The 23,347-nt window shown below is 71.4% G+C and carries 17 protein-coding genes, 1 tRNA gene and 1 pseudogene; 9 read left to right on the top strand and 10 right to left on the bottom strand.

The genetic code is table 11. The features are described from left to right. Window positions 1-31 precede the first annotated feature (31 nt). From EXE41_RS02735 to EXE41_RS02725, 3 genes are read left to right on the top strand one after another with little or no spacing between them, the layout of a single operon-like run. A complete protein-coding gene (locus tag EXE41_RS02735) occupies window positions 32-1,063 on the top strand; it encodes an ABC transporter ATP-binding protein (protein ID WP_089307692.1) in 1,032 nt (343 codons plus the stop codon). After that, window positions 1,060-3,195: a PrsW family intramembrane metalloprotease gene (locus EXE41_RS02730; RefSeq protein ID WP_137690235.1), complete on the top strand. Its 2,136-nt coding sequence runs from the start codon at window positions 1,060-1,062 to the stop codon at window positions 3,193-3,195. Before EXE41_RS02735 ends, EXE41_RS02730 begins: the two co-directional genes overlap by 4 nt. Next, window positions 3,188-4,234: an ABC transporter permease gene (locus EXE41_RS02725; protein ID WP_137690234.1), complete on the top strand. Its 1,047-nt coding sequence runs from the start codon at window positions 3,188-3,190 to the stop codon at window positions 4,232-4,234. The genes EXE41_RS02730 and EXE41_RS02725 overlap by 8 nt, the downstream gene beginning before the upstream one ends. A 53-nt stretch (window positions 4,235-4,287) precedes the next feature. Here EXE41_RS02725 and EXE41_RS02720 read toward each other — a convergent pair whose 3' ends face one another. Beyond that, complete coding sequence (locus tag EXE41_RS02720) at window positions 4,288-4,947, bottom strand: trimeric intracellular cation channel family protein (RefSeq protein WP_137690233.1); 660 nt, start codon at window positions 4,945-4,947, stop codon at window positions 4,288-4,290. Then, window positions 4,944-5,765: a DUF2797 domain-containing protein gene (locus EXE41_RS02715; RefSeq protein WP_199240852.1), complete on the bottom strand. Its 822-nt coding sequence runs from the start codon at window positions 5,763-5,765 to the stop codon at window positions 4,944-4,946. The genes EXE41_RS02720 and EXE41_RS02715 overlap by 4 nt, the downstream gene beginning before the upstream one ends. A 97-nt stretch (window positions 5,766-5,862) precedes the next feature. On the opposite strand from EXE41_RS02715, the gene EXE41_RS02710 reads away from it, so the two are divergent. Beyond that, window positions 5,863-6,312: a hypothetical protein gene (locus EXE41_RS02710; protein WP_049929660.1), complete on the top strand. Its 450-nt coding sequence runs from the start codon at window positions 5,863-5,865 to the stop codon at window positions 6,310-6,312. Between the two features lie 2 nt (window positions 6,313-6,314). Here the strand turns inward: EXE41_RS02710 and menD are convergent, their stop codons facing one another. Then, complete coding sequence (menD, locus tag EXE41_RS02705; protein WP_137690232.1) at window positions 6,315-8,252, bottom strand: 2-succinyl-5-enolpyruvyl-6-hydroxy-3-cyclohexene-1-carboxylic-acid synthase; 1,938 nt, start codon at window positions 8,250-8,252, stop codon at window positions 6,315-6,317. Between the two features lie 112 nt (window positions 8,253-8,364). Beyond that, window positions 8,365-8,763, bottom strand: a complete 399-nt coding sequence (locus EXE41_RS02700; RefSeq protein WP_137690231.1) for a DUF5830 family protein — start codon at window positions 8,761-8,763, stop codon at window positions 8,365-8,367. Between the two features lie 121 nt (window positions 8,764-8,884). Here EXE41_RS02700 and EXE41_RS02695 point away from each other — a divergent pair, with 121 nt between their 5' ends. Next, a complete protein-coding gene (locus EXE41_RS02695) occupies window positions 8,885-9,250 on the top strand; it encodes a hypothetical protein (protein WP_049929663.1) in 366 nt (121 codons plus the stop codon). A gap of 36 nt (window positions 9,251-9,286) precedes the next feature. Continuing rightward, window positions 9,287-9,582 (top strand): annotated as a pseudogene (locus tag EXE41_RS20000) (ABC transporter permease); the annotation flags it as partial. A gap of 52 nt (window positions 9,583-9,634) precedes the next feature. Here EXE41_RS20000 and EXE41_RS02685 read toward each other — a convergent pair. Further along, window positions 9,635-10,318: a helix-turn-helix domain-containing protein gene (locus EXE41_RS02685; RefSeq protein WP_394348104.1), complete on the bottom strand. Its 684-nt coding sequence runs from the start codon at window positions 10,316-10,318 to the stop codon at window positions 9,635-9,637. Between the two features lie 21 nt (window positions 10,319-10,339). On the opposite strand from EXE41_RS02685, the gene EXE41_RS02680 reads away from it, so the two are divergent. Both EXE41_RS02680 and EXE41_RS02675 read left to right on the top strand, forming a co-directional pair. Then, window positions 10,340-10,753, top strand: a complete 414-nt coding sequence (locus tag EXE41_RS02680; protein ID WP_137690229.1) for a DUF2249 domain-containing protein — start codon at window positions 10,340-10,342, stop codon at window positions 10,751-10,753. 606 nt (window positions 10,754-11,359) lie between these two features. Then, window positions 11,360-12,463 carry a TIGR04053 family radical SAM/SPASM domain-containing protein gene (locus EXE41_RS02675; protein WP_137690228.1) on the top strand — a complete coding sequence of 368 codons (1,104 nt, stop codon included), beginning with the start codon at window positions 11,360-11,362 and terminating at the stop codon, window positions 12,461-12,463. Window positions 12,464-12,482: 19 nt separating this feature from the next. Here the strand turns inward: EXE41_RS02675 and EXE41_RS02670 are convergent, their stop codons facing one another. From EXE41_RS02670 to EXE41_RS02645, 5 genes are all read right to left on the bottom strand, one after another. Next, window positions 12,483-14,564, bottom strand: a complete 2,082-nt coding sequence (locus EXE41_RS02670; RefSeq protein WP_137690227.1) for a prolyl oligopeptidase family serine peptidase — start codon at window positions 14,562-14,564, stop codon at window positions 12,483-12,485. Window positions 14,565-14,731: 167 nt separating this feature from the next. Next, window positions 14,732-16,099, bottom strand: coding sequence for an MFS transporter (locus tag EXE41_RS02665; protein WP_137690226.1), 1,368 nt, complete (start codon window positions 16,097-16,099; stop codon window positions 14,732-14,734). 203 nt (window positions 16,100-16,302) lie between these two features. Beyond that, window positions 16,303-19,188, bottom strand: coding sequence for an exodeoxyribonuclease V subunit beta (locus tag EXE41_RS02660; RefSeq protein WP_137690225.1), 2,886 nt, complete (start codon window positions 19,186-19,188; stop codon window positions 16,303-16,305). Beyond that, window positions 19,185-21,767, bottom strand: a complete 2,583-nt coding sequence (locus EXE41_RS02655; protein ID WP_137690224.1) for a PD-(D/E)XK nuclease family protein — start codon at window positions 21,765-21,767, stop codon at window positions 19,185-19,187. Before EXE41_RS02655 ends, EXE41_RS02660 begins: the two co-directional genes overlap by 4 nt. Window positions 21,768-22,272: 505 nt before the next feature. After that, window positions 22,273-22,347, bottom strand: a tRNA-Arg gene (locus EXE41_RS02645). A gap of 332 nt (window positions 22,348-22,679) precedes the next feature. On the opposite strand from EXE41_RS02645, the gene EXE41_RS02640 reads away from it, so the two are divergent. Then, window positions 22,680-23,279, top strand: coding sequence for a recombinase RecA (locus EXE41_RS02640; protein WP_086219755.1), 600 nt, complete (start codon window positions 22,680-22,682; stop codon window positions 23,277-23,279). Window positions 23,280-23,347 lie beyond the last annotated feature (68 nt).

Genomic DNA, 23,347 nt, shown 5'->3' with positions numbered 1-23,347 from the left:
CTTTAACCCACGCGCCGGCGGAGGCGCAGGCATGATCGAGGTGTCGGGGCTGCGGAAGACCTACGGTGACTTCGCGGCCGTCGTCGACAGCGACTTCTCCGTCGACGACGGCGAGGTGTTCGGGATCGTCGGCCCGAACGGGGCCGGCAAGACGACGACGCTGAAGGTGATCGCCGGTCTCGTCGAACCGACCGACGGCGAGGTGACCGTCGCCGGGTTCGACGCCTCGGACCCCGAGATGCGTCGCCACCTCGGGTTCCTGCCCGAGGATTCGCCGCTGTACGAGGAGATGACCGCGCGGTCGTACCTCCGCTTCTTCGCCGACCTCTACGACGTGCCCCGAGAGGTCGCCGACGAGCGGATCGAGGCCGCGCTCGACCGGTTGGAACTCGACCACCGGGAGCGTCGCCTCGGCGACGTCTCGAAGGGAATGAAACGCAAGGTCGCAATCGCGCGCTCGCTGGTCAACGACCCGGACGTGCTGGTGTACGACGAGCCCGCGTCCGGGCTCGACCCGGTGACGACCAACTCCGTGCTGGCGTTCACCCGCGAACTCCGCGAGACGGGGAAGACCGTCGTCTTCTCCGCGCACAACCTCTACCACGTCGAGTCGGTCTGCGACCGCGTCGTGGTGATGAACGAGGGGCGGATCGTCGCCCGCGGGAGCGTCGACGGGATCCGCGAGCGACACGGCGAGACGACCTACCGCGTGTTCACTGACGTCGAGCCGACCGCGACGCCGCCCCTCGACGACCTCGACGCGACGCCCGAGGAGGTCGGCGACCGGTACCGCACGGCGGTCCCGAGCATGGACGCGGTCGCGGCCGTCCGCGAGGCCGCCGCCGACGCCGGCGGCGAGGTCGTCGACATTCGGAGCCGCGAGCCGAGCTTGGAGGACGTGTTCCTCGACATCGTCGGCCGGCCGATGCCCGGCCGCTACACCGGCGACGGGCTCGACGACGGCGAGGTCGACGGGCAAGAGCCTGACGGGCCGGAAAACGACCGATCGACCGACGGAACAGAGCGGGAGACGGCGGCGACCGCGACGGAGGCCACCGAGTGACCGACCGGCTGCGTCGCCTCGGTCGACGGCTCGCCGTCGCCGGCCGCCGAGTGCTTCGCGTCGCCAAGTGGGAGTCGGCGCGGGCGTCCGGCGGCGTCGACCGCCGGACGCTCGCCGCGGGCGTCGCCCTGCTTCTCGTCGCCGGCGGCGTCGTCGGGGTCGGCGTGGCCACCGGCGTCGCCGGCCTCGACGTCGACCAAGACGTGTACCGGGTCGGCGTCGACGCCGGCTCGCCGTACGCGGAGGCGATCGAGGAGGAAGCGTCGCTGCGACCGGTCCCGGCCGAGACCGCGTCGCTCGGCGACTCCGCCGACGCGGTGGTGGTGACCGTGGTGCGGCCCGGTTCCGTCGACGACGGGGCGATCGATCCGGCGGACGTCGACTCGGTCGTCGTCCGCGCGACCGACACGCGGAAGGGCGAGGCGGCCGCCGCGTCGGTTCGCGAGGCGGTCGAGGCGCACAACGAGCGGCTGCTGCGCGCCGAGCCGAACCGGACCGCGGCGTTCCCGGTCACCGTTACGCTCCGGTACGTCGGCAGGACGACCGGGTTCGACGACGGCGCGACGCTCGGCGGGAGCGACGGCAGTCGGACGGGCGATCCGGGCGGCGGCAGCGCGAGCGACGGGGACGACGGCGGCACCGCGGCCGACGGCGGAACGGACGGCGACGGCACAGAGACGAGCGGTTCCGGGTCGGACGGGGACTCCGCCGGCAACTCCGGTGGGGCCGACTCGGGCGACGGTTCCTCCGGAGACGCGTCGACCGACGGGGAGTCCGGCGGCGGGTCCGCTCCCGACTCGGGAGCGGGCGGAACCGCCGACCCGGGCTCTGATGGCGGCGAGACGGGATCGGACGGGGAGGGCGGCTTCGCGATCCCGTCGATCGGCGGCGGGGCGTTCGGCGCGGACACGACCGGTTCGCCCGCCTCGATCACGCCGCCGTTCCCGTTCACCTCGCTGCTCTTGGCGTTCGCCTTCCTCGTACCGATGAACTTCCTGATACAAGCGTACGGCTCCTCTATCCTCGACGAGCGGACGAACCGTCGCGGAGAACCACTGCTCGTCACGCCGCTCGCGCCGGCGGAGATCGTCGCGGGCAAGACGCTTCCGTACGCGGCGGCCGCCGCGGTCGTCACGACCCTCATCGCGCTCGTGATCGGCGGCGGACCGCTCTCCGTGGTGGCGGTGGCGCCCGTCGCGGCGACGTTCCTCGGGGCCACCTTCGTCGGCGCGATGTTCGCGCGGTCGTTCAAGGAACTCACCTTCGTCACGGTTGGCGTGAGCGTCCTCCTGACGACCTACGCGTTCGTCCCGGCCATCTTCACGAACGTGACGCCCGTCGCGCTCGTCTCGCCACTGACCCTCGTCGTCTTCGACCTCCAGGGCGAGGCGGTGTCGGCGGGCCAAGTTCTCTTTTCGACCGCGCCGATGGCGGTCGGGGCGACTCTGCTTTTCGGCCTCGGGCTCGGCGTCTACCGCGAGGAGGACATGTTCTCCCAGAAGCCCGTGACGCGGAAGTTCCTCGACGCGCTCGCGGTCCGGCTCTCGGCGGTGCGGACCGGCGGCGGACCCGGCGGCGTCGGGGGCGCGCTCTTCGACCGCGAGCGGCTCCGCGCGCTCGGTTCGGTCGCGTTCCTCACCGCCTGTACGATTCCCTTCGTGTTCGTCGCGGAGCTTCTGGCCGTCGCGGTGCTGTTCGCGCTGCCAGTCACCGTGTCGATCCCGGTGTTGCTCGTGACGATCGCGTTCATCGAGGAGGTCGCGAAGAGCGTCGCCCTGTACGCCGGGTTCGAGCGCGGCGTCTTCGGGCGGAGCGACCGCGTCGCGTTCGCGGTCGGCGTCGCGTCCGGGACCGGCTTCTTCCTCGCGGAGAAGGCCACGGCGGTCGTCCAAGCGGTCGGGCTCACCGAGCTCTTCCTCGGCCGCGCCGCGTTCGCCGACGTGGCCGGGCTCTCCGGGCTGCCGCCGGTCGCGCTCGTGGCGCTGTTCTTCGCCCCGCTCGTCCTCCACGTGACCGCGACGAGCGCGGCCAGCCTCGGCGCGAGGAGGGGCCGGACCGCCTACGCCCTGGCGCTGACGCTGGCCACGCTGGGGCACGCCGCGTACAACGTCGGGGTGGTGAGCCTTGGATAGCCGCCTGACGATCGCCGGCCGGGAGCTCGCGGGGCTCCGCGCCGAGAAGACGATCCTGTTGGCGATCGGGATCCAGCTGTTCATCGCCGCGTTCTCGTCATTCCTCGTCGTCGGGCTCGTCTCGATGTACGACCCGGGCGCGCTCGACGGCGCGCAGATCGAAGTCGCGGCCGCGGGCGACGCGGTCGACGACCTAGAGCGCGCCGCGAGCGAGGTCCCCGGCGCCTCGGTCACGCCCTACGACGACGCTGACGCCGCGCGAAGCGCCTTCGAGCGGAACGCGGCCGACGCGGTGGTGGTCGCGACTCGCACGGAGTCGGGGCGGGTGTCCGCCGCCGTCACCGCCCCGGACGCCACCGTTGAGACGACCGTGATCGTGGTACAGCTGCGCGAGCTGCTGCGAACCTACGAGCTGAACGAGCGTGAGCGCCGCGCCTCGTACCTGGAGGAGTCGCCGCTGCCCCTGCCCGACCGGAGCGACACTAGCCCGTACTTCACCTTCACTTACACCGTGTTGATCCCGCTCTTAGTCTTCCTCCCGGTGTTCATCTCGGGCTCGCTCGTCGTCGACTCGATCACCGAGGAGTTGGATCAAGGGACCATGGAGCTGCTCCGGGTCGCGCCCGTGACGCTCGCCGAGATCGTCGACGGGAAGGCGGCCGCGGCGATCGGGATCGCCCCCGCGCAGGCGCTGCTGTGGCTCCTGCTGTTGGAGGCGAACGGCACCGCGGTCGCGAACGTCGGCCCGATCTTGGCGCTGATGACCGCGCTGACGACGCTGGTCGTCGCCGTCGCGGTGGGCATCGCGGCGGTCGCGCCCGACCGGCGGGCGGCGCAGCTGCTCTACTCGGTCGCGGTCCTCGTGCTGTTCGGCGGCGCGACGGCGATGGCGGGCGGCCCCGCGAACGCGGTCGCCAGATTGGCGATCGACAGCGCGGGCCCGACGACGGGCGTCCTCGTGGTTGCGTACGCCGCCATCGCCGCGGCGGCGTACCTCGGCGTCCGCCGCGTCGTCTCGGTCGACGGGCTCGGACGCTGAGGGGGCGGATCGCTTCGGGCTCGGCCCGTTGTGCGGCCCGCCCCCCGAATCGATCAGTCGGCGAAGCGATCGCCGAACCGCTTCGCTGTCGGGAGCCGCCAGCCGCGGGCGACGGCGACGAGTCGGAGGCCGACCGTCACCGCCGCGCACGCCGCAACGGCCAGTCCCGCGGGCCCGCCGAGCGTGCCGACGGCCCAGTACGTCGCGCCGCCCAACACGGCGCAGCTCGCGTAGAAGTCTTCGAAGAGGATGAACGGCGAGCGGTCGAGGAGGATGTCGGCGAGCGCGCCGCCGCCGACGGCGTTTATCGTCGCGACGGCGACGACGCCGAACGCGGACACCCCGGCGTCCGTCGCGACGATGGCGCCGGCGGTGGCGAACGCGGCGAGCCCGACCGCGTCCGCGACGACCGTCACCGGGTGCTCGTCGGGCGAGGCGAGCCACGCGCTCAGCCCGACGGCGAGGGCGACGCCGATCAGCCCTAGGAGTATCTCCGTCGGCGAGCGCAGCGCGAGGGGGACGCGCGCGACGAGGAGGTCGCGGGTGACGCCGCCGGCGAACGCCATCGCCAGCCCGACGACGGCGACGCCGAAGAGGTCGAACTCCTCGCGGACCGCCTTGCTCGCGCCGACCAGCGCGAACGCGACGAGCCCGACCGTGTTCATCACCGCGAACGGGTCGCCGAAGAGGACCGCGAGAGCGCCGCCCGTCATCCGCCGAACGCCCCGAGGCTGGACTGGAGTTCGCGCTCCGGGACGGCGTCGGTCAGCTCGTAGCCGACGAGGTCGCGCGCGTCGACGGCGTACGTGGAGCCGCCGCGGTCGAGTACGATCACCCGCCCCTTCCAGCCGCGGACGGTCCCCGCCGCCATCGTCTCGGCGACGGGCCGGTCGTCGAGGCCGAGCCCGTAGTCGAAGTCGAACCGCGCTATCGGGTCGAACCGGTCGAGGAGCGCCTCCCACGCCGCCTCGTCGACCGCGCGCCCGAACCCGTCGAGCTTCGTCGGGACGCGGACGCGGTCGACGAGGTCGTCCCCGGCGGCCAGTTCCGCCTCGACCTCGCGCGCGATCCGGCCGTTCGGGAACGTCCGGATGTGGGCCGCGCGGTCCGCGCCCTGCTCCCGGAGGCGGGTCCCGAGCCGCCACTCGCGGGTGACGCCGATCTTCAGTACGTCCGGCGCGAACGCCGCGAGGTACATCGCGTGCGTCTCGTGGCAGTCCCTCTCGTCTTTCAGACACGTCCCGGTACACCGGGCACACACCCAGACCCCCGAGTGGTCGTCGCAGTACGGTGCGTCCGCGGCGTCGCAGGCGACGTGGTCGCCATCGTGGACCGTTCCCGCGCAGCGGCGCTCGCCGAGCCCGAACGCGAGTTCGGTGCCCGGGCTCGCGTCCACGTACTCGACGCTCCCGCCGCTCGCGACGTAGAGTCCGCCGCCGATCGGGCCGCTCGTCTCGACCGTCTGAGCGCCGTCCGCCTCCGACTCGGCCGAGTCGCGCGCGACGTCCGTCTCGTAGCCGACGACCTGCACGCCGAGCGGTACGCGAAGCCGAGACTTATGAGCTTCGTCGGGCCCGATACCCCCTCGAATCGGATTTTATAAGTGAACTCGGCGTCGCCTCTCGGGCATGCGCACGGCAGCCCTCCCCCCCGTCGTCGCCGCGGTCGTCGCGCTCGCGGTCAGCGGCATCAGGCGCCTCGCGCCGATACTGCTCGAGTCGTCGGTCTCGCTGCCGTCGACCGAGGCGCTCTCGACGTACCTCCTGAGCGCCCGGTTCACGGCGTTTTTGCTGGTGTACGGGCTCCTGTTCGGCGTCGCTTTCCTCGCAGGACTGCGCGACGCGGACGCCTCCGCGGCGTCGACCGCGCTGGCGACGGGCGCGAGCGCGACCGCCGCGTTCCTGCTCGGCTCGGCCGCCGTCCTCTGGTACCTCGGTCCGGAGCGCGGCCCGGTCGCCACCGCCGTCTTCGCCCTCGGCGCGAGCCTCGGCGTCGGGATCCAGTTCGCGGTCGTCGCGTACGCCGGGGTCGCGCTCGGCGAGAGCCGCGGCGACGGGCCGATCTCGACGCGCCCCTGACCCTACTCGTCCGCCTCGCCCGCCGCGCCGCCGTGGACCGCGGCGTCGACCGCGGCCGCCAAGCGCTCGCGCGTCCGGTGGCTGGCCTCCGCATCCGTGTCGACCTCGATCAGGTGCGAGCCCGTCGCCTCGTGGGCCCGGCTGACGGCGGCGGCGAGGTCCTCACCGACGACATCCGCGCGCTCCGCAGGGGTGTCGCCGCGGTCGGCGTGCGCGTCGGGCCGGGCATCGATCCGGACGTGTTCGAGGCCGTGGAGCTCCGCAAGCGACCCGAAGTCGAGGCCGTGCGGCGTCTTGAACGACTCGGTGAACGGCGGCTCGAACTCCTCGATCGGGAGCTTGTGGAAGATGCCGCCGCCGTCGTTGTTGACCGCGACGACCGTGACGTCGACGTCGCACCGGTCGACCGCGAGCAGGCCGTTCGAGTCGTGGTAGAGGGCGAGGTCGCCGACGACGAGCGTGAGGTCGTCGGTCGTCCCGCTCCCCGCGCCGAGCGCGCTGGAGACGATCCCGTCGATGCCGGAGACGCCGCGGTTACCGAGCGCGGTGACGTTCGCGGTCGTCGGCCCGACGAACCGGTCGAGGTCGCGGACGGGCATCGAGTTGGAGACGAACAGCGTCGCCGGATCGGGGAGCGCCCCGGCGACCGCGCGGAGCGCGTCCCCTTCGTGGAACCCGGCGTCACCCTCGTCGGCAGCGGGCTCCGCGTCTTCCTCGCCGCCCCCCTCGCCGTCAAGCGCGTCGGCCTCGCGGGCGTGAACCGCTTCCGCGACCCGGTCGGCCTCCTCCCACTGCGCGCGCCAGCCTTGGTCTCCGCTCCCGCCGCCGACGAGCCGCGAGAGTCGGGCGCAGAGCCGGCTCGGCTCGGCGACGACGAGGTCGGTCGCGGCGAACTCGGCCTCGCGCCAGCGGCCGGCGGGGTCGACCTGGTACTGGTCGGCGCCGGTCGCGGCGAGGTACTTCCGGAGCCGCTTGGAGGTCGGCGAGGCACCCAACCGAAGGACGAGGTCGGGGTCGGCCCACGCGTCGCCCGCCGCGGCGGCGTCGCCCGCGTCGCTCCCGCCGTCCGCGAGGTCGGCCGAGAGGTACGCGTCGTAGGCGCCGATCACGGGCGCGACGCGAGTGTGACCGCCGTACCGGAGTCCGGAAAGCGGGTCGGCCAGCACGGGGAACCCGGTGGCGTGCGCGAGCGCCGTGACCGACTCCGGGTCGATCCCCGGCGGGTCGGCGGGGCCGGCGACGATCAGGCCGCGGTCCGCCTCCCCGAGCGCGGTCGCGAGCGCCCGGAGTTTGTCGTCGCCCGGTTCGGGGGCCCCGTGAGTCACGTCGACGTAGGGGCCGTCGCGCCCGTGCTCGGCCGCCTCCGGCAGGTCGTCCGGCACGTCGCCCGGGACCGGCGTCGGCTCCAGCGGCTTCTTAAACGGGGCGTTGAGGTGGACCGGGCCCGGGTCGGCCCCTTCGGCCGTCGCGACGGCGCGGGCGACCGTCGTGCGCAGCGACCGGAGGGCCCGGTCGTTTGCGGCCGGCTCCGGGAGGTCTTTATAAAATCGAACCGCGTCGCCGTACAGCTTCTCTTGATCCGCGGTCTGGTTCGCGCCGGAGTCGCGCAGTTCCGGCGGCCGGTCGGCGGTGAGCGCGAGCAGCGGGACGCGGGCCTCGCTCGCCTCCATCACGGCCGGGTGGTAGTTGGCGGCGGCGGTGCCGGAGGTACAGATCAGCGGCGTCACGCGGCCGGTCCGACGGGCGCGCCCGAGCGCGAAGTACGCGGCGGAGCGCTCGTCGAGCTGCGAGAACACGCGGAGATCCTCGTGGCCCGCGGCGGCGACGGTCAGCGGCGTCGAGCGGCTGCCCGGCGAGGCGACGACGGCGTCGACGCCCGCGGCGACGAGCTCGTCGACGAGCGCGTTCGCCCACAGGGCGTTCCGGTTCGGCGCGGTCATTACCGTCGCTTCGGGCGCGGACGTAAATACTCCGGCGAGTTCGGTCGACGCTCGGGCGGCGGGAGAGCGCGGTGGACGCTCGACCGGCCGGAGGCCGTTCTCGGCGCCGCCCTCACGCCGCGTCCGACGCCGACTCCGACTCGCGGCCCGTAACCTTGCGGACGCACGAGGAGCCGAACGGGCCGAGTTCGCCCGCGTCAAGTTCGACGAAGTGGCCCGTCGAGACCGAGGCGCCGCAGCGCCGACACTCGAAGTCGCCCTCGCGCGCGACGACCTGGCGCTCGTACTCGACGTAGGCGCCGCCGGTGTTGACCCGGAGCTGAGCGCCCTCGCGGTCGATGACGCCGCGCTTCTCCGCGGCGTCGAGGATGTCGCGGGTGAGCGCCGGGCTCGTCGTGATCGTCTCGATCCGGTCGACCGCCGCGGCGAGGTCGAGCTCCTCGCGTTCGAGGTGCGCCAGCAGCTCGACGCCGAGCTCCAGCTTCTCGTCGCGGGTCGACGGCCCCGTCACGGCCGCCGAGACGACGCGATCCCTATTAAGTCGGCCGGACGCCGGTCGGTCTCCGTCCGCAAAGCGCGCGCCGGCCCTAGCGGATCGGCAGATTCACGTTCGCCGCCCGACAGTTTCGCCCGTGGTTCGATCCCGCGATCGGTCTCGGCGTCGCCTCGCCTACCGCCGGCGCCCCAACGAGTTCTACTGGCTGTGGATCGCGGCGACGGCGACGTACGGCGTCGGCGACATCGTGTCGACCGTCGCCTTCCTCCGGTACGTCCCGACGATCGAGGAGGCGAACCCGGTCGTGCGGTTCGCCCTGGAGTCGTTCGGGCTCTCCGGGCTCGTCGCGCTGAAGATCGCCGTCTACCTCGTGATGCTCTGGATCAGCGTCGAGGGCGCGCGCGAGGGCGACGGGCTCCTCTACTACTTCCCGCCGGTGCTGCTCACGCTCACGGGGACGTACCTCACCGCGAGCAACGTGCGCCTGCTGTGGCTCGCCTGAGGGGCTGACCGCTCGCGTCCGGAGGCCGAATCCGATCTCGGCGCGGCGCTGCTGGTGCGGGTCTGGTTCGTGCTGGTCCACGACCTGCTCGCGCTCGGAACCGTCGCGGCGACCGAGCCGCCGGACGCCGCGCTGTCGGCGCTGGTGCTGTCGAATCCGGTGAGTCCTTCCGGGTGTTCGTGTTGAGCGGGCTCGGGACGACCGGCGGCGGCGAGTTCACCGCCGCCCTCGCCGCGAGCGGGCTCTCGACGGTCACGCTGGCGGCGTCGCTCGTCGCGTGGTGCGTGGTCCAAGCCGCCGTCGCGGCGCGGTTGGTCCGTCGCCGTCGGCTCTGGCGCGAGGCGAGACCGGGCGCGGCGACCGGTCGGACTTTTTCGATCGTCGCTACTGGATCCGCTCGATACCGCTCTCCTCCGGCGATTCGAAGTCGAGGGGGCGGCGCGGGAGGTCGTCGACGAACTCCCGGACGATCGTGCGCTCGACGCGCTGGAGCACCTCGCTACACGTGGACTTCGCGATGCCGACATGGTCAGCCACCTCGGTGAGCGTCGTCTCTCGGGGCACGTCGTAGTAGCCGCGGTCGACCGCCTCGAAGAGGACCTCGCGCTGGCGCTCCGTGAGCGACCCGCCGGGGTTGATCCGCTGTTGGACGTACTCGACCTCGAACGCCGCGCCCACGTCGCGGAGGGCGTCGCCGAACTCCGCGACGCGCTCGTGATTGCCCGTCACGTCGACGCGCGCGACGCCGTCGCGGATCTCGACCGGCATCTCGATGGGGACGCCCGCCCGGCGGGCGACCGTCTGTAGCAGGGGGACGAGCGCCTCGACCTGAACGGTGACCATCCCGTCGTCCGCGGCCATCACCGACGAGTGGGTGATCGTCTCGTGGTCGTCGATCGCGTCGAGGATCGGGTCCGTTTCGTCCGCGGTGATCCGGACCAGCGCGAACCCCGCGCCGTCGTCCGGCGTCGCGGTCAACACCTGGAACCGCGCCTCGGGGAACTCACGCGAGACGTCGCCGACCCACGGACCGTCCGGGATCGTCACGCGGAGACGTGCCTGTGCCATGCCGGAGGCTTCGACGCCGGCGTGGAAGTAGCTTCGGCTCCGCGGTCGGCGTCGGAACATGTTCGGCGGAACGGACCCAGAGATCGGGTCCGTGCCACCGGATATGAGTTCCAGGCCCGACGAATCGGCGGCGGTGGGGGGCTCGACGCGCGGGACCTCGCGCCGCCGAAACCGCTGCGCGAGACGCTCGAACGCGCCGAGTCGCTCGGCGGTCATGACGTGTTGGTCCAGTACAACGACCGAACGCCGCAGTCCCTCTTCCCGCGGCTCGACGACCGCGGGTACGCCTACGCCGCGGTCGGGACCGACGCGCCCACCGCGGTCGTCACGGCGATCTGGCCGGGCGAGGGCGAGTGGACCGTTTCGGACGAGCGAGCGGAGGAGGGCGATCAGACCGACGCGAGGGAGCGGTCCGGCGAAGGCGACGCGACCTGAGTTACTTCGAATCCGCCAGTACGCGTGAGAGTGACATAACCGTCCAAATCGCGGCACAGGCGATCCAGACCCCGGGGCTCGTGAGCAGGGTTATCGCTCGCTCAGTCGAGTACAGTACGAACAACCATGGCGGTATTCCAACGACGAATGACACAAATCCCGACCGCGACGGCTCGCATGGCTCGCTGCGCTCTTCGCTCGTTCGCTCCACTCACTGCGGTGCGTGCGTCGTCAGGCTTCGCCCTCGCGGCAGCGTGGCGCGACGCGCCACTGGCAGCAGGCGGCGAAGCCGCCGGCGACTGCCCCTTTGAGTCCCACCCGACCGCACAGCGCCGCAGCCTCACGCCTCCCCAGCCTCGTCGCCCTCCCTTCGGTCGGCCGACTCCCTCGCGCGTGCTCCTCGCGGCCGCCTGCGGCGGCCGCGCGCAGGCACGCGCCGACCACTCTGTCATCTATAATCGATTGTCGGGGTCGCTCACGTGTATTTAAATCCCGCATCGCAGTTGTCGATCCGACTCGTCCCTCCCGCCGTCGCTCGCCGTTACGTCCGGTGAACACGTTCGGGAACGACCCCAAACGGGTCCGGGTCGTAGCCGGACGTGAGCGATGTTCGACGACCTCGACACGGACCGGCGGCCGCTGGTCCTCGTTTGGGAGGTCACGCAGGCCTGCGGGCTCGCGTGCCGCCACTGCCGGGCTAACGCGCGGCCGCAGCGACACCCCGACGAGCTGACGACCGCTGAGGGGAAGCGGCTGCTGGCGGACGCCGCCGCGTTCGGCGACGGACAGCTGGTCGTCCTCTCCGGGGGCGACCCGCTCGCGCGCGACGACCTCACGGAGCTGGTCGCGCACGGCGACGACCTCGGCCTCCGGATGACGATCACGCCGAGCGGAACCCGGTCGCTCACGCCCGAGCGCGTCAGCGACCTCGGCGACGCGGGGATCGCCCGCATGGCGCTCAGCCTCGACGGGTCGACCCGCGAGCGCCACGACGCGTTCCGCGGCGAGGAGAGCTTCGCGGACACCGTCGCGGCCGCGCGCGCCGCCCGCGACGCCGGGATCCCGCTCCAAATCAACACTACCGTGTGCGCGGACACGGTCGAGGACCTCCCCGCGATTCGCGACCGCGTCCGCGACCTCGGCGCCGTCCTCTGGAGCGTCTTCTTCCTCGTTCCGGTGGGTCGCGGCCGCGTCCTCGACCCGGTCTTCCCCGAGCGCGCCGAGGCGGCGATGGCGTGGCTCCACGAGGTGTCGGAGGAGGAGCGGTTCGGCGTCAAGACCACTGAGGCCCCGTTCTACCGACGTGTCGGGATCCAGCGCGCCGAGGCCGGCAGCGCCGACGCGGGGGCCGACCGACGGGGCGGGATCACGGCCGGCCGCGGCTTCGCGTTCGTCGGCCACACCGGTGAGGTGTACCCGTCCGGGTTCCTGCCCGAGTCGGCGGGGAACGTCCGCGAGCGGTCGGCCGTCGACGTCTACCGGAACGCCGACCTCTTCGAGTCGCTCCGCGACCCGGACGGCTTCTCGGGGAAGTGCGGCGCCTGTGAGTTCCGCCACGTCTGCGGCGGGAGTCGGTCGCGAGCCTACGCCGTCACGGGCGATCCGACCGACAGCGACCCGCTCTGCCCGTACGTCCCGGACGGCTACGACGGACCGCTGCCCGAGCGCCAGCGAGGGGCCGACGGGGAGCGGTCCGAATCCGCCGACTGATCCCGGCGTCGCCGGCGACTCACTCCGGCCGTTCGCCGACGAGGAGGTCGAGGTCGGCGACGCTGCCGGCCGGGTCGAAGTCGAACGCCGCGCCGTAGAACGCGAGTTCGGCGGCGTGCGCCCGGGCGACGTTGTCGGCGTCGCGGAACCCGTGGCGCTCCTCCGGGAACTCCACGTACGCGTACGGCGTCTCGTTCGCGACGAGGGCGTCGATCATCGCCTCGGCCTGCGCGGGCGGGACCACCTCGTCCTCGCCGCCCTGTAACAGCAGCAGCGGCGCGGTGATCCCCTCGGCGTGCGCGACCGGCGACCGCGCCTCGTAGACGTCGTCGGCCTCGGGGAGCGGGCCGACGAGCCCGTCGAGGTAGCGCGACTCGAACTTGTGGGTCTCCGCAGCCAGCGCGCGGAGGTCGGCGACGCCGTAGTAGCTCGCGCCCGCGTCGAACGTGTCGTGGAACGCGAGCGCGGCGAGTACCGCGAACCCGCCCGCGCTCCCGCCCGAGATCGCCAGCCGGTCCGGGTCGGCGAACCCCTCGTCGGCGGCGTACCGGGCGGCGTTGACGCAGTCGAGGACGTCGCGGACGCCCCACTCCCCCTTCAGCGACTCGCGGAAGGCGCGGCCGTACCCAGTCGACCCCCGGTAGTTCACTGTGAGCACCCCGACGCCGCGGGTCGTCCAGAACTGGACCGTCGACGACAGCGACGCCTCGGACCGACTCGTCGGCCCGCCGTGGACCCTGACGAGGAGCGGCGGCGCCGCGTCGGCCGGCGCTTCGACGTCGGGGTTGTGGGGCGGGTAGTAGTGGCCGTACGCGGTCGCGTCGTCGGCGCCGACCGCGTCGCCGGTCGGGAAGGCGATCGACTCCGGCTCCGAGACGTACGCGGCGTCGAGCGCGTCCTCCGTCGACTCGCGGAGCCGAGTTGCTCCGGTCCCCGCCGACCCCGGTCGCCACGCGACGACCGCGCTCGGCGCGTCCGTCCGGTGACCGGCGAAGACGACGCGGTCGCCGTCGGACCGAACCGAGGCCGGACGGAAGGAGCTGTACGGGAGGCCCGGGTCGACGAGGTCGCCCGTCTCCGGATCGAGCAGGCGCAGGCTCGGGTCGCCGCCCTCGGTGACCAGCGTGGCGATCCGCCCGTCGCCGAGGAACGCGAACGTCGACACGCCGAGGGTCCACATCGGCACGCCGAACGCCGCCGGCATCTCGCGGAGGACCTCCGCGTCCGATGTCGTCGGGAGCGCGACGCCGGCGCCGCGCTCCCACTCCTCGGTCCCGGACGCGACCGGGAACCGATAGAGGTTCCACCAGCCGGTGGGGTCGGCCGCCGCGTGGAGGACGCCGTCGGGCGACCACTTCGGCGAGACGACCGACTCGTCGGCGCCGCCCGCGACGACGCGCTCGTCGCGGATGTTGCCCGTCTCGTTGACCGCGCCGACGACGAGTTCGGTCCCATCCCACGGCATGTTCGGATGATCCCACCGCAGGTACGCGATCCGGTCCCCGCCCGGGGCCGGCCGCGGCGCCGCGTAGAAGTCGTGCCCGTCCGCGACGACGACCGGGTCCGAGATGCCGGTCTCCGGAGCCGGGTCGGGTGACAGCGGGAAGCGGACCAGCTCGTTCCGGGGCTCCTCGTCGGTGCCGGGTCCGACGTGACGCTCGCGGACGGCATAGACCGTCTCCCCGTCCGGAGCGAGCCGCATGTCGGCGTAACGGTGGGCCATCGGCTCCGGCGGCTCCGGCGTGACCGGGGTCGGTTCCGCGTCGCCCCCGGCAGCGCTCCCGTCCGCGGGCAGTCGGTAGAGCCGCTGGTCGTCCATGCTCGCCGCGAGCACCGTCCCGTCCGCGACGAGCACGTCGCCGCCCCCGTACTGGTGGACGAGCGTGCGCACGTCGAGTTCCTCCGATGTCACTTCTGTCGGATCGGCGTCGCGGTCGTCGACCGGGGCGCGACAGACGACGCCGCGACCGCCCTCGGACGGGCGGCGTTCGATCCAGTAGACGTGGCCTCCGTCGGTCTCGACGGACGCGAACGACCTGACGTCGGCGGCGACGTCCTCCGGGGCGACCGGCGACGGCCACTCGCCGTACGGTGTCGGCATGGGATCGACGAGCGTCGCCGCTCCAATAAACCTACGCGAGCCGGCCACCCGAGCCACCGGGCGGGGTCCGGCGCCGGGGTCTGTGGCCGCCCGCGCCGGGGTCGATGGCCGCCCGCACCGGGGTCGATGGCCGCCCGCGCCCGGTTCCCGATCCGGGGCGTCTCGCTTCACGCGTACGCCTCGAACTCCTTGCCGAACGCGAGGAAGTAGCCGGTGCCAACGAGCCCGACGACGGCCGCGACGGTGAACGCGACCTCGGGGCTGACGAAGTCCCACAGGTACCCCCCGACCGCCGCGCTCGGGATCACGACCGTGTTCCGGAGGAGGTAGTACGTCCCGGTGACGCGGCCGCCGGCCCCCTGCTCCGCCGGGCCGACGATGAGCGCCTTGTGCGACGGCAGGCCCGCGAACCGCAGCCCCGAGAACGCGAAGACGGCGATCATCACGGCCGACAGTGGCAGCGCCGACCCCGCGAGGGCCGGCGCGTAGATCAGTACGACCGGGAAGAGGGCGTACACCGCGAACCCGACCGCGACGACCGGCTTGAGGCCGATGCGCTCCGCGAGCCGCGAAGCGGGGACCATGATCAACAGCGCGACGAGCATCTCGACGCCGAGGAGGTAGCCGAAGAACGCCTGCGGCGAGAGGTCCACGTCGTACGCGAACCCGCCCAGCGCGACGGTCGCGTCGAGGCCGACTTGGAAGAACTGCGTGACGACGAGGACGAAGAACACGTACACCATCCCGTTCGCGAACCGGACGAGCGTGTCGCCGACGAGCAGCGGCCGGAGCGGCGCCGGCATCTCCCGCAGGTCGCGCCGGACCCGGTCGAGCCCCGCGAACGAGTCGCCGAAGGAGTCGCCGCTCGCGTCGTAGAGGACGTGCTGGACGAGCGTGCCGAGGACGCCGAAGGCGACCGCGACCGCGAGGACGAACTGGAAGCTGACGGTGAACTCCGCGCGGAGTCCGATGAGGACGGCGGCCAGCACGGGTCCGACGAGGAACGCCGTCCGCCGGAACGTCTCCGTGCTGGCGAACCCGGCGGCCAGTCGCGAGGGGTCGGTCGCCTGCTTCACGACGGCGAACGTCGCGCCGAGCCCGAACGACTTCCACGCCTGCGCGAGGACCAGTCCGACGAAGATCCAGACCCACGGCTCCACGATGAGTCCGCCCACCGCGATCGGGCCGACCCCGGGCGCGACCAGCCAGACGAGGAAGCCGAGCGTCGACAGCAGCCCGAAGAGGGTGAGCGCGTACCGCGAGCCGATACGGTCCGAGACGGCGCCGCCCGGGTACGGGTAGATCGCCGAGATAACGTTGCCGAACGTGCCGAAGAGCCCGACGACGAACCCGGACGCCCCGAGCGCGACCATGTACTCCGGGAGGTACCGGTTCGTCATCTGGAACCCCAAGCTGAACGCGAACATCGCGATCGACAGCACGAACACGTCGCGCTCCAGCGCGAAGAGTCGCCGAAACCCGTCCAGCGCCCCGGAATCCGCCTCTGCGTCCGCGTCGTCGCCGCCGGCGCTCACGGGGGCGCCCCCGGTGTTCCGGAGCGGTCGCGGTCGTCGACGCCGGCGCGGGTCGGTCCTGCCTCGGGGAGCGCCATACGCGTCGTCCGGTTCGCGTCGACAAAAATTCCACCCCGTCACGGGGCCGGCGCGAGACGGTCACTCACCTCGGGTGGCGCCAGCGAGGGAGCAAGTCGGGAGCGCCAGTCGGACCGGTCGGGGCCTCACCCGGACGGCGACTCGGTCGCTCGAACGAGCGCGCGCAGCTCCTCGACGGCGAGTGGCTCGACCCGCTCGCGCGTCCCATCGCTCGTGTAGAACAGGCTCGTTTCGACCGCTCTCTCGGCGAACCACTCGTCGAGGACGTGGTAGTAGACGCTGAGCTGCTTCCGGTACTCCGCCCGCGCGCGCCGCGTCGAGTCCGTCTTGTAATCGACGACCGCGACCCGGTCGTCGGTCACGTGAACGAGGTCCGCGATCCCCGAGACCGTGACGCGGCGGCCGTCGACCTCGAGCGGGAGCGTCACCGGCTCCTCGACGTACCGCTGGCCCGACAGCCCGTCGAGTAGGTCGACGACTCGCCGCTCGTGGTCGTTCGACGGCGTCACGTCGTCGCCGAGCGCGTACGCCTCCGCAAAGTCGTGGACCCGAGAGCCGAAGTCCATGCCGCGAGTCTCGGGCGCCGCCTCGGCGCCCGCCTCCGACCGCTCGTCCGCCGCCTCGAACACGGTCTCGTCCATCAGCGAGTGTGGGCTGTGACCGATCGGGCCGTCAGGCGCCGTCACCGAGAACGGCAGTTCCGCGTCGGCGGGCTCCTCGCGGTCGAGCGACTCGACCGCTGGTTCGATCTCTTCGACGGCGACGGGAAGCTCCTCAAGGAACGTGTTCGGGTCCTCGCCGGCCGCGAACACGACGTGGCTCTCCGCGCGCGTGACCGCGACGTAGAGCAGCCGGCGTTCCTCGTCGTACGCCCGCGGTAGGCAGCGCCGGATCACGTCGTGCCGCCAGTTGTCGTACACGTGCGGGTGGGCCCGCTCCGCCGAGTACACCTTCTGCTGTCGGAGCCCCACCGGGTCCCGGTACTCGATGACGCTCGATCCGCCGGCTCGAGGTGGGAAGCGCCCCGCGTTCATGTTCGCCATGACGACGATCGGATACTCCAACCCCTTCGCGGCGTGAATCGTCTGGACGGTCACCGCGTCGTCGCCCGCGGACGCGGCGACGTCGACCGTGCTGCCGGTCTCGACGCCGCGCTCCATGAACCGGATCAGCTCGCCGCGAGTCGCCGTCGTCGCGTCGTGGACCGACTGGACCGTGTGGAGGAGCACGTCCGCCGCGTCGCCCGCGAAGCCGTAGCGGTCGAGGACGCGGCGGGCGACCGCGCCGACCGACTCCAGATCGCGGAGCCCGTCGCGGAACGCCGCCGGGTCGTCAGGGTACGACCCCGTCTCCAGGAAGCGACCGATCTCGTCGAACGCGTACCCGGCCCGTTCGAGGACCACCGCCCAGCCGCGGTCGGCGTCGGTTTCGAGGATCCGAAGCCACGCGAGCAGCAGTTTCGCCGGATCCGTCCGGAACAGTTCGATCCCGCCGTCGTAGGCCATCGGGAAGTCGTACTCGTCGGCGGCGCCGAGGAGTTCCCGCCCGTAGTCCCGGGTCCGGGTGAACACCGCGATATCCCCGTACTCCGGCGGTCGCGGTTCGCCGTCCGCCCCCTCGACGGCGTAGTCGTCGTTGCCGACGATCGCCTGAACCTTCGAGAGGACCGCCTCGTGTTCGTCCTCGTGGCGGATTCCCTCGACGACCGTGTTGTCGAAGGGAGCGTTCGAGGAGAGCCCGACGACGTCGTCGGGGTCGACCGCGACGGTATCTCCGCTCGCAGCCGGCGCCGCGATCGCCCGCTCCGAGAGGTCGATGACCGACGCCGTCGACCGGTAGTTCTCCCGCAGTTCGATCCGGATCGGGTCGGTCGCGTCGAACGGGACCCGGTCGGCGTCGTCGTTGAGTTCGGCGGCGAACTGCTCCAGCCGCGCTTCGAACTCGGTGACGTTGCGCACGTCCGCGTACTGGAACGAGTAGATGCTCTGCTTCCAGTCGCCGACGGCGCAGAAGTTCTCGGTCCCGGACAGAAGCAGCGCGAGCTTGAACTGGAGCTCACTCGTGTCCTGAAACTCGTCGACCATGACGTACTCGAACTGCGCCGCCTCGCGGGCGCGCTCGTCCTCGCAGAGGAGGACGAACGCGAACAGCTGGAGGAAGCTGAAGGATAGGTAGTTGCGGCGCAGCGCAAATCGCAGGTACTCGAAGTACACGTCGCGGACGAACGCCTTGAGCCCGTCGCGGTCCTCGTCGAAGACCGCGCGCGCCACGTCGTCGTCGAGGCGCTTCGTCCCGCGGCCGCCGCGCAGCTCCGACTTCGACGGGGCGTCCGAGCGGTACGTCTTGTGGCGGCCGAAGTCGCTCAGGTCCTTGCGCAGCGCCGACTGTTTCCGGCCGTCGTTCCGGGGTCGGTTCGCCGCGTCGAACCGCGCTCTGAACGCCTCGAAGTCGCCGTCGAGGTATGATTCGCCGCCCCGATACCACCCGTCGGCAGTGGGGAAGATCCCCTTCGACGCGAGCTCTCCGATCAGGTCGAGCAGCTCGCCCGGTTCGGCGAGCGCGCGGTAAAACGCCGCGTGTTCCGGGTGGTCGTCGCGGAAGCCGCCGAAGAACTCGCGGAACCGCTCGGCCTCGATCAGCTCGTCTTCGAGGATCCGCGTCGACCCCGTGATCCGCTCGTCGAGGCCGAGGTGTGTCGGCGCGGCGTACCCGTGCTCCTGAAGCAGTTCGTGGCAGTGCGAGTGGAACGTCCGGATCGGGGCGTCGGCCAGCTCCCGCAGGCCGTACGCGCTGTGGTCGACGATCCGCTCTCGCATCTCGGTCGCGGCGCTCCGCGTGAACGTCGCCAGCAGCACGTCGTCCGGTTCCACGTCCGGCCGGTCGACGATCCGTCCGTAGCGCCGGGTGACGGCGAACGTCTTCCCCGTCCCGGGACCGGCGTCGACCAGGTGCGTCCCCGCCGTGCTCTCGATGAGCTCCCGCTGGGCCTCGTTCGGCGTCGGCTCGCTCATCGGTCCCCCTCCAACAGCAGGTCGCGGTTGTCCACGCGCCGGTAGTTCGGCTCGCCGGCGAGCCCGTCGACCGGGAACCGCTCCTCGCCGGCGCGCCGGGCGTTGAGTTCGTCGAGGTGCTCGTCGACGAACGCCTCGAAGGCGTCGAGGTCCTCGCGGAAGAAGGCCCGCCTGCGGGCGCCGTTGAGCTCTCGGATCGCCTGGTCCGCGCCCTTCTCGGCGTCGACGGCCGCGGACGTTTCCGCGTCGACCGCGGCGGTGAACCGCTCGGCGAACTCGGAGTCGCGGAGTTCGCCCTTGTCGGTCGTCTCGGGGAACGTCAGCGGGGCCACAACCTGCTCGTAGGCCGAGTAGCCGAGGTCCTCGAACGTCTCCCGACAGTCGGTGTAGCCGTCGAGGAGCCGCTCGTACGCATCCCGGGAGCCGACGTACTCGTCGAAGGCGACCGGGTGGTAGGTGACCGTCGTGAGCGCGTCGCCGAGGTCGGCGTCGCCCGCGATCACGTCGGCCATCGGCTCGAGGAAGTGGAAGAACGTGAACTCCAGCCGCTCATTCGGACGGACCGACCGGTAGTACGTCAGGTACAGCGCCGCCTGAAAGTTCGGCGCGTCCGCCGGCGGGTCGACCGCCGCGTCGCCGACGACCTGTGCGGTGCGCTTCTTGCGTCCGCTCTTGTAATCGAGCAGCGCGGTCGGTGCCCGCACGAGGTCGATCTTCCCCTTCACGCCGAGGGCATCGTCCTCGAACCAGCGCTCGGTGAGCGGCGAGTCGACCGGCTCGTCGAAGTGTTCCGCGAAGAAATTGGTTCCCCACCCCGACGCCGCCGTGAGGAAGTCGTCCGACTCCGGCCCCTCCTCGTCGAGATACTCCGCGATCAGCTCCAGTCCGATGCGGTACTTCCGGCGGCGGAGGGGCTCGTCGGCGGCCGAGGCGAACGCCTCGGTCTCCGCGAGCATGGCGTCGACGAGGGCGTCGGTGTCGGCCGCGGCGACCGCCTCGGGGTGGTTCACGTAGAACTCCGCGAAGTCGTGGAAGAGGGTCCCCTCGACGAACCGTTCCCGATCCGGAGTGTCGAGGAGCCGCCCGAAGAGGTAGTCCCGGGGGCTGTTGACGTAGCTATTCAGGTCCGACTGGCTGACCGTCCCGACCGTCTCGGGGTCCACTCCGGTCGGTTCACGGTCGAAGCCCGCGCCCGTCGACCGCGGTCGCGGCCGGTGTTCGACCGAGTCGAGGTCGCTGAACCGCTCGAACTCCTCGTCGAGGAGGTCGCCGAGGTACAGGCACGGAGTGACCGGCTCCCCGCCGGCCGCGTCTTGAACGAGGTAGTACCGTCGGTCACCGCTCTGGAGCAGGCGCTGGAAGTCGCCGACGTAGCGCGCGAACTGGGTCTCGGTGTCCACCCACGGCCGCTGGGGCGCCGAGTGCGTCCACTCCTCTCCCATTCCGAGGTGGAAGACGACGGGGCGGTCGACGTACGCGGAGGACTTCGCGTCGGCGAGGAGGACGCCCTCGTTCTCCCTGTCGACGGGGACCTCGTAGGTCTGGAGGTAGTAGGCGAGTCGGTCGACCGCGCCGGCGGTCACTTGCGCGTCGGCGAGCCCCAGGTTCCGCAGCTCCTCGTCGAGCCGGTCCAGTTCGACGCCGGCCTCGGTCGCGTAGGCGTCGAGCGCCGCCGCGAACGTCCGGTCGCCGACGCCGTCGCGGAACGTCCGCAGCCACTCCGTGGCGGGGTGGTCGACGGCCGCCAACCGCCGCTCCCGGTCCGCGGTCGGGACGTCCATCCCCAGTTGCGCGAGGATCGGGGCGGCGTCGCCGACGGTCGCGTCGCTCCCCCGGAAACAGAGCCGGAGGAGCCGGACGAATGTCCGGTGGTGCGGGTCGTCCGCGAACCCCGGCCCGCCGTAGAAGGGGATGCCCGCGGCCTCGAACGCGGACTCGACGAGCGAGGAGTACTTCCCGCCGCCGTCGAGGACGACGGCGACGCGGTCCGCATTGTGCGCCGTGATCGTATCGCGGAGCGCGGCGACGATGTCGGTCGCCGACTCGAAGACGTGGAAGGGCGGTGGGTCGAACGCCTCCCCGCTGAAGAGGTCGACGCGATCGAACGCCTCCGGGAGGACGCCGCGCTCCAGTTCGGTCAGCTGGTCGTACCCGACGACGGCGACGGACCCACCGTCGTCGATCGCGTACTCCGTGAGCCGCTTCGAGGTCGTCCGCAGCGTCCGCATGACTTCGACGACCTCGCGGGTCGCGTCGTCGACGTAGGCGTCGTACTCTAAGACCGCGCCGAGCCGGCCGGTGTGTTCCCAACACTGGAGGACGTTCCCGACGGCGTACGCGACCGCCTTCCAGTCGTGGTCGGTCTGTCGGACGATCTCGAGGAACGCCCGGCGGTCCTCCGCCTGCTCGCGGCGACCGGCCGCGAGGCGGCGCGGCGTGGTCGCGAACGTTCCGAAGTGCGGGCGGTCGAGGCGGCGGTTGATCGCGCTCGCGAGCGGGGCGTCGGGCGTCACGACGAGGTCGTAGTCCCGGACCTCCGCGTAGAGCGACGCCGCGTCTTTCGCGCTCCGAATAGGCACGACTATCGGGAGCCGGACGAGTCACAAAAAGATAGCGGGGACGCCGATCGGTTCGCCGAGTCCGGAAGCATCCGGAGGCGCCGTTGTGCGACGTATTCGACTCCGATCAGACGATCGATCGACGGCTTCCGAAGCTTGAGGACGCGGGGCTCGTGGACCGCTACGACCCGCAGGGGGACAGTCGTATCACGATCGCGGTCGAGTCTCCCTCATTGGCGAACGCGACGAGAGCACCTCGAAGCCGACTGAGTCCGGTTCCCGTCGCTACTCAACACCGATCTCGCGAGCGGCGGCCGAAATTGTGAGTCTCGTGTGCGCTCCGCACAGTCTCTAGTAACCGGCAACCGATCGGAACGGTAAGCGAGTGACGCCGGTTTTATAAAACGCAAGGAGAATACCCGCGCCTTTAGGCGCGGGATGAATCCGACAAGCTCTCCACACCCACCATTTGATCCGAGACTCTACAGTAGAATTAGGACTAGTTCGGCAACGGACCGCGAGTGAGTGGGCGCTACAGGATTTGAACCCGTGGCAACTTGGTCCGAAGCCAAGCACTCTGTCCAAACTGAGCTAAGCGCCCTCACGTCGGCTTACTTCCGAGAGCGTGTTAAGTCCCGCGATTCGAAACCGGCGCCGCGCAGTCCGTCGGTTCCGGCCCGGCGTCGCCGATCGGTCGATTCGCCTGCGTGATAGATTTCCACGGTCCGGCGGCGTTCGGCCCCCCACTGGCGGCCGAATTCGCCGTCCGATCGGGTCCACGGCCCGATCGAGACGCGCCGTCGCGTCGCAGGGGCCGATCAAAAAGAATATTATTCGGAGCGGGCATATTCAGGTAGTAGATGTGTCTTGGTCGCACGGCCTCGCGGCCGAACGAGTGGATCGCGCCGACGTCGCCGCCCCCGAGGTGCGTCCATGTATGAGCTGACGCCGCATTTCGACGCCGAGGTCGATCCCGGGACCAACATTCTGTTGACCGGCCCGCCGCTCAGCGGGAAGCGGTCGATAATGATGGACGTCCTCGCCGCAGGGACCGATCGCGACGAGGGCGCCATCGTCGTCACCACCAAGGACGGCGCCGATCGGGTGCTCCGCGACTACGAGGAGCGGACGCCCTACGAGGGGAAGCCCGTCGCGGTCGTCGACTGCGTCACCCGCCAGCAGGGGGGCGAGACCCGCGAGTCCGACCGTATCAAGTACGCCTCCTCGCCGGTAGACATGACCGGGATCGGGATCAAGCTCTCCGAGTTCCTCCAGGCGTTCGGCGACCGCGGTATCGATCAGAACCGCGTGATGGTCCACTCGCTGTCGACGCTACTGATGTACTCGGACCTCCAGACGGTGTTCCGGTTCCTCCACGTGTTCACGGGCCGCGTCCAGAGCGTCGACGGACTGGGACTGTACAGCATCGACTCGACCGCCCACGACGACCAGGCGATGAACACGCTCAAACAGCTGTTCGACGGCATCGTCACCGTCCCCGAGGACGGCGACCCCGAGATCCGACTCCCCTGACCGGGAGCCGACGACCACGCTTCTCTTCACAGCGGCTAGGGATCCGTTTAATCGCATGGCGATCGAAT

This window comes from Halorubrum sp. SD690R (assembly GCF_005435035.1).
Lineage (GTDB): Archaea > Halobacteriota > Halobacteria > Halobacteriales > Haloferacaceae > Halorubrum > Halorubrum ezzemoulense.
Note: the sequence above shows the minus strand (reverse complement) of the source record. Positions and strands in the feature narration are given on the sequence as shown.

What these genes read in the sequence shown, in the direction of transcription:
- EXE41_RS02735 (WP_089307692.1), top strand. Translation starts at nt 32, where the DNA reads ATGATCGAGGTGTCGGGGCTGCGGAAGACCTACGGTGACTTCGCGGCC.
- EXE41_RS02720 (WP_137690233.1), bottom strand. Translation starts at nt 4,947, where the DNA reads ATGACGGGCGGCGCTCTCGCGGTCCTCTTCGGCGACCCGTTCGCGGTG.
- EXE41_RS02710 (WP_049929660.1), top strand. Translation starts at nt 5,863, where the DNA reads ATGCGCACGGCAGCCCTCCCCCCCGTCGTCGCCGCGGTCGTCGCGCTC.
- menD (WP_137690232.1), bottom strand. Translation starts at nt 8,252, where the DNA reads ATGACCGCGCCGAACCGGAACGCCCTGTGGGCGAACGCGCTCGTCGAC.
- EXE41_RS02685 (WP_394348104.1), bottom strand. Translation starts at nt 10,318, where the DNA reads ATGGCACAGGCACGTCTCCGCGTGACGATCCCGGACGGTCCGTGGGTC.
- EXE41_RS02675 (WP_137690228.1), top strand. Translation starts at nt 11,360, where the DNA reads ATGTTCGACGACCTCGACACGGACCGGCGGCCGCTGGTCCTCGTTTGG.
- EXE41_RS02670 (WP_137690227.1), bottom strand. Translation starts at nt 14,564, where the DNA reads ATGCCGACACCGTACGGCGAGTGGCCGTCGCCGGTCGCCCCGGAGGAC.
- EXE41_RS02660 (WP_137690225.1), bottom strand. Translation starts at nt 19,188, where the DNA reads ATGAGCGAGCCGACGCCGAACGAGGCCCAGCGGGAGCTCATCGAGAGC.
- EXE41_RS02640 (WP_086219755.1), top strand. Translation starts at nt 22,680, where the DNA reads ATGTATGAGCTGACGCCGCATTTCGACGCCGAGGTCGATCCCGGGACC.